The organism is Citrobacter sp. (assembly GCF_050252275.1).
In the GTDB taxonomy this organism is placed as follows: Bacteria; Pseudomonadota; Gammaproteobacteria; order Enterobacterales; family Enterobacteriaceae; genus Citrobacter_A; species Citrobacter_A amalonaticus.
Window position 1 is genome coordinate 1 of the sequence record NZ_JBFWLF010000304.1, and the last position, 5,340, is coordinate 5,340.

General features: G+C 55.2%; 6 protein-coding genes, 1 pseudogene and 1 other annotated feature. Of the genes and pseudogenes, 4 read left to right on the plus strand and 3 right to left on the minus strand.

Annotated elements, in window-relative coordinates; genetic code table 11:
* Positions 1-115, minus strand: a pseudogene (locus AB7E14_RS19960) (anthranilate synthase component I); the annotation flags it as partial.
* A 23-nt stretch (positions 116-138) separates the two neighbouring features.
* Positions 139-233 (minus strand) — a sequence feature (Trp leader region).
* 158 nt (positions 234-391) lie between these two features.
* On the opposite strand from AB7E14_RS19960, the gene rnm reads away from it, so the two are divergent.
* The 3 genes from rnm to rluB all read left to right on the plus strand — a co-directional run bounded on the left by rnm (position 392) and on the right by rluB (position 2,866).
* On the plus strand, positions 392-1,273 hold the full coding sequence (gene rnm, locus AB7E14_RS19965) for an RNase RNM (RefSeq protein WP_044257723.1): 882 nt from the start codon (positions 392-394) through the stop codon (positions 1,271-1,273).
* Entirely contained in the window at positions 1,270-1,890 is a 621-nt protein-coding gene (locus AB7E14_RS19970) for an L-threonylcarbamoyladenylate synthase (RefSeq protein WP_043000530.1), read from the plus strand. The genes rnm and AB7E14_RS19970 overlap by 4 nt, the downstream gene beginning before the upstream one ends.
* A 100-nt stretch (positions 1,891-1,990) precedes the next feature.
* Positions 1,991-2,866, plus strand: a complete 876-nt coding sequence (rluB, locus tag AB7E14_RS19975; protein WP_058588134.1) for a 23S rRNA pseudouridine(2605) synthase RluB — start codon at positions 1,991-1,993, stop codon at positions 2,864-2,866.
* 42 nt (positions 2,867-2,908) lie between these two features.
* Here rluB and cobO read toward each other — a convergent pair whose 3' ends face one another.
* On the minus strand, positions 2,909-3,499 hold the full coding sequence (gene cobO, locus AB7E14_RS19980; protein ID WP_044257724.1) for a cob(I)yrinic acid a,c-diamide adenosyltransferase: 591 nt from the start codon (positions 3,497-3,499) through the stop codon (positions 2,909-2,911).
* A complete protein-coding gene (locus AB7E14_RS19985; protein ID WP_044267179.1) occupies positions 3,496-4,257 on the minus strand; it encodes a YciK family oxidoreductase in 762 nt (253 codons plus the stop codon). The genes cobO and AB7E14_RS19985 overlap by 4 nt, the downstream gene beginning before the upstream one ends.
* 214 nt (positions 4,258-4,471) lie before the next feature.
* On the opposite strand from AB7E14_RS19985, the gene sohB reads away from it, so the two are divergent.
* Positions 4,472-5,340: protease SohB (gene sohB / locus AB7E14_RS19990; RefSeq protein ID WP_428169848.1), on the plus strand; the 869-nt coding region annotated here is incomplete at its 3' end.

A 5,340-nucleotide genomic window follows, 5' to 3' on the forward strand; every position in this document is an offset into this window, starting at 1 on the left:
CCAGCAGCAGCGTTGCCGGACGATTACCGCAAACCTGGTGGAACAATTCCGTCGGGTTTTTGCGATAGGCGGCATCGCAGGTAATGAGTTCAAGTGTCGGTTTTGATGTCTGCATGGTTATTCTCAGTAATTTTGTTCAAAAAAAAGCCCGCGCTGTTGGCGGGCCGGGTATCTGGTGGCGATCTACACGCGAAATACACTGCCCGAAATCAGGAAGTGCGCCACCCACCGTGCAGAACAAACGTTGCTTTCATTTCGATACCCTTTTGCTTGTGAACTTTTGTACTAGTTAACTAGTTCGATGGGTTATTGTCAACACCTGATTTCAGTAAATTTGCCGGAACCGTTATGATGCGCAGGAAAGACTATTTTTGAGAGACGGGAGTTCGCCTTGAGCGACACGAATTATGCAGTGATTTATGACCTGCACAGTCACACCACGGCATCCGATGGACGGCTGACGCCAGAAGCGCTAGTCCACCGCGCCGTCGAGATGCGTGTAGGCACGCTGGCGATTACCGACCATGACACCACAGCCGCGATCCCCGCGGCAAGCGAAGAAATTTCACGTTCTGGCCTTGCGCTAAATTTGATCCCTGGCGTTGAGATCTCCACGGTCTGGGAAAACCACGAAATCCATATTGTGGGTCTGAATATTGATATTGAAAATCCGGCGATGTGCGCGTTTCTGGCGCAACAGACGGAACGCCGACAGCAGCGGGCGCGGCTCATCGCTGACCGCCTGGAAAAAGCGCACATCACCGGCGCATGGGAAGGGGCATTGCGCCTGGCCGATGGCGGCGCGGTGACCCGTGGCCATTTCGCCCGTTATCTGGTGGAGTGTGGTAAAGCGACCACCATGGCGGATGTGTTTAAAAAGTATCTCGCGCGCGGGAAAACAGGATACGTTCCGCCACAGTGGTGTACAATAGAACAAGCTATTGATGTCATTCATCATTCTGGCGGTAAGGCGGTACTGGCCCATCCTGGGCGGTATGATCTTAGCGCTAAGTGGCTGAAAAGGCTGGTGGCGTATTTTGCGCAACATCGTGGTGATGCGATGGAAGTCGCGCAGTGCCAACAGTCCCCGAATGAGCGCACGCAACTGGCTACGCTCGCCCGCCAGCATCAGCTATGGGCATCGCAAGGATCTGATTTTCATCAACCTTGCCCGTGGATCGAGTTGGGTCGCAAGCTCTGGCTGCCGGCAGGCGTTGAAGGCGTCTGGCAGACGTGGGAGCAGCCACAGAACACCACAGTGAGGGAAGTATGAGCCAGTTTTTTTATATTCATCCTGATAACCCACAGCAGCGCCTGATCAACCAGGCGGTTGAGATTGTGCGTAAGGGCGGGGTGATTGTGTATCCAACCGACTCCGGCTACGCGCTCGGTTGTAAAATTGAAGACAAAGGCGCGATGGAACGGATTTGCCGTATTCGCCAGTTGCCGGATGGACATAACTTCACCCTGATGTGTCGCGATCTGTCCGAACTGTCGACCTATTCGTTTGTCGACAACGTGGCTTTTCGCCTGATCAAGAACAATACGCCGGGCAACTACACCTTCATCCTGAAGGGGACGAAAGAGGTACCGCGTCGGTTGTTGCAGGAAAAACGTAAGACCATTGGTCTGCGCGTGCCGTCGAACCCGATCGCGCTCGAACTATTGCAGACGCTGGGCGAGCCGATGCTCTCTACCTCGCTGATGCTGCCAGGCAGTGATTTTACCGAGTCCGATCCGGAAGAAATTAAAGATCGACTGGAAAAGCAGGTGGACCTGATTATTCATGGCGGTTATCTGGGCCAGCAACCCACAACGGTGATTGATTTAACCGATGATTCTCCGGTTGTCTTGCGTGAAGGCGTCGGAGACGTTAAACCTTTCTTATAAGGACGCAACTCTGTATACTACGCGGCCTTAAAATGGCGCTGAAAAGCGCCGTTGATTCTCCTGTTCGACGCCTGTGAAGGCGACAGCTAAAGGAAGCTCTATGAGCGAAAAGTTACAGAAAGTGCTGGCGCGCGCTGGCCACGGCTCCCGCCGTGAAATTGAATCCATCATTGCAGCAGGTCGCGTCAGCGTAGACGGCAAAATTGCCACGCTGGGCGATCGCGTTGAAGTGACTCCCGGCCTGAAAATTCGTATCGACGGTCACCTGATTTCGGTGAAAGAGTCGGCGGAACAAATTTGTCGCGTTCTGGCCTATTACAAGCCGGAAGGTGAACTGTGCACGCGTAACGACCCGGAAGGTCGTCCTACGGTGTTTGATCGCTTACCGAAACTGCGCGGTGCTCGCTGGATTGCGGTAGGGCGTCTGGACGTTAATACCTGCGGTCTGCTGCTGTTCACTACCGATGGTGAACTGGCAAACCGCCTGATGCATCCGAGCCGTGAAGTTGAACGTGAATACGCGGTGCGCGTCTTTGGCCAGGTTGACGATGCTAAACTGCGCGATCTAAGCCGTGGCGTGCAGCTGGAAGACGGTCCGGCGGCGTTCAAGACCATCAAGTTCAGCGGTGGTGAAGGGATCAACCAGTGGTACAACGTCACCCTGACCGAAGGGCGCAACCGTGAAGTGCGTCGGCTGTGGGAAGCCGTTGGCGTGCAGGTAAGTCGTCTGATTCGCGTACGCTACGGTGATATTCCGCTGCCGAAAGGTCTGCCGCGCGGCGGCTGGACGGAACTGGATCTCGCCCAGACCAACTATCTGCGTGAGCTGGTGGAACTGGAGCCGGAAACCACCTCGAAAGTGGCGGTAGAGAAAGATCGTCGCCGCATGAAGGCAAATCAGATTCGCCGTGCCGTGAAGCGTCACAGCCAGGTGAGCGGCGGTCGCCGTGCAGGCGGTCGTAGTAACAACGGTTAATCCGCTATCCCGTAATTGCTAAAAGGCCCCGAGGGGCCTTTTTTAATAGTCAATCCCCATCTGGGCTTTGACCCCTGCCTCAAAGGCATGTTTGACCGGTCGCAGTTCACTGACGGTATCGGCCAGTTCGAGAATATCCCGATGGCAGCCGCGACCGGTGATGATCACCGTCTGGTGAGACGGGCGCGCATTCAGCGCGTTAATCACCTCTTCAAGCGGCAGATAGTCGTATGCCACCATATAAGTCAGTTCGTCCAGCACCACCATATCCAGTTGCGGATCGGCAAGCATGCGTTTGCCGTGATCCCATACAGCCAGACAGGCTGCGGTGTCAGCTTCGCGGTTTTGCGTCTCCCATGTAAACCCGGTCGCCATCACCTGAAATTCAACGCCGTGCGGCTCCAGCAGGTTACGCTCGCCGTTGGGCCAGGTCCCCTTGATAAACTGCACCACGCCGACCTTTTTACCGTGTCCCACTGCGCGAGTGGCGGTGCCGAAGGCGGCGGTGGTTTTTCCTTTCCCGTTGCCGGTGAAGACAATCACGATGCCGCGTTCGTCCTGGGCCTGGGCTACCCGGGCGTCAACCCGGTCCTTCACGCGCTGCTGGCGCTGTTGATAGCGTTCTTCACTCATTGGGCGATTCCTGGTTTGCGGCCCGGTTGGGCGTCGAAGGTCATGCCGGTCTTGCGGCGGCTGTCGTCGCCCATTAGCCACAGGTACAGCGGCATAATATCGGCGGGTGTTTTGAGTTTTTGCGGATCTTCCGTTGGAAAGGCGTTGGCGCGCATCCCGGTACGGGTGCCGCCCGGATTGATGCAATTTACGCGCAGCGGACGGTTTTGGTACTCATCTGCCAGCACCTGCATCATGCCTTCGGTAGCAAATTTAGAGGCCGCGTAGGCGCCCCAGTTAGCACGACCCTGCTGGCCCACGCTGGAGGAGGTGAAGACTAACGATCCGGAATCTGACTTAAGTAATAAAGGAAGCAATGCCTGGGTCAGCATAAACGTTGCATTGACATTGACCTGCATAACCTGTTGCCAGACCTGCGGGTCCTGCTCGATCATCGGACAGACGTCACCCAGTAAACCAGCATTGTGTAAGACGCCGTCCAGTCGCGGATACTGTCCGCCGATGCGCTGCGCCAGTTGATGACAGTCATCAGCGGTGCAGGTTAACAGATCGAGTGTAAACCACTGCGGCTGGCGGTCCGTTTGCTGGGTAATGCTGTCGGCGACGTGGCGCAATTTTTCATCATTACGGCCGAGCAAAATGACGTTGGCGCCGTAGCGAGCGTAGGTCAGGGCCGCTTCACGGCCAATGCCGTCGCTGGCGCCGGTCACCAGAATAATGCGATCCTGCAGGAGGTCTTGTTTCGGTTGATAATGCATGGGGACTCCTCGGCGACATGCCTGGTCGCTCTGCTTCTCGTTGGTGTGTCGGGTTTATGCCTGAAACAGGACTCAATTTCAATCAGCCAACGGCGATAACGCCCTAAAATGAACACTTTGTCATACTTTTATCCATCCGCATATCCCGCGAGACGACGCATTACACCTGTTGTACACTGAGCCGACGCTAAGTTGTTTAACCAAGGTGGGACGTGTGGAATTGTTGTCTGAATATGGCTTGTTTTTAGCAAAAATCGTGACCGTTGTGCTGGCTATCGCGGCGATTGCCACCATTATCGTGAATGTTGCCCAACGTAAGCGCCAGCGTGGCGAACTGCGGGTTACCAACCTCAGCGAACAATATAAAGAAATGAAGGATGAACTGGCGATGGCGCTGCTCGATAGCCATCAACAGAAACTCTGGCATAAAGCGCAAAAGAAAAAGCATAAGCAGGAAGTGAAAGCCGCCAAAGTAAAAGCCAAACGGGGCGACAGCGACACGTCGGATAAACCGCGCGTCTGGGTGCTGGATTTCAAAGGCAGTATGGATGCCCACGAGGTCAGTTCACTGCGTGAAGAGGTGACGGCCGTACTGGCGGTGGTGAAACCGCAGGACCAGGTGGTGGTGCGTCTGGAAAGCCCTGGGGGCGTTGTGCACGGCTACGGCCTTGCCGCATCACAACTGCAACGCTTACGCGATAAAAAGATCCCGTTGACCGTGACCGTGGATAAAGTCGCGGCGAGTGGCGGTTACATGATGGCCTGTGTGGCGGACAAAATTGTCTCCGCACCCTTCGCGATTGTCGGTTCGATTGGCGTGGTTGCGCAGATCCCCAACTTCAACCGTTTCCTGAAAGGCAAGGATATCGATATCGAGTTGCATACCGCCGGACAGTACAAACGGACGTTGACGCTGCTGGGTGAGAACACCGAAGAAGGGCGGCAGAAGTTTCGTGAGGATTTAAACGAAACCCATCACCTGTTTAAAGATTTTGTCCATCGTATGCGTCCGACTCTGGACATTGAACAGGTTGCGACGGGTGAACACTGGTACGGACAGCAGGCGCTGGAGAAAGGGCTCAT

Bases quoted from the DNA above. Each gene is read 5' to 3' on its own strand.
- cobO (WP_044257724.1), bottom strand. From the start codon at position 3,499: ATGAGTGAAGAACGCTATCAACAGCGCCAGCAGCGCGTGAAGGACCGG.
- AB7E14_RS19985 (WP_044267179.1), bottom strand. From the start codon at position 4,257: ATGCATTATCAACCGAAACAAGACCTCCTGCAGGATCGCATTATTCTG.
- rluB (WP_058588134.1), top strand. From the start codon at position 1,991: ATGAGCGAAAAGTTACAGAAAGTGCTGGCGCGCGCTGGCCACGGCTCC.
- AB7E14_RS19970 (WP_043000530.1), top strand. From the start codon at position 1,270: ATGAGCCAGTTTTTTTATATTCATCCTGATAACCCACAGCAGCGCCTG.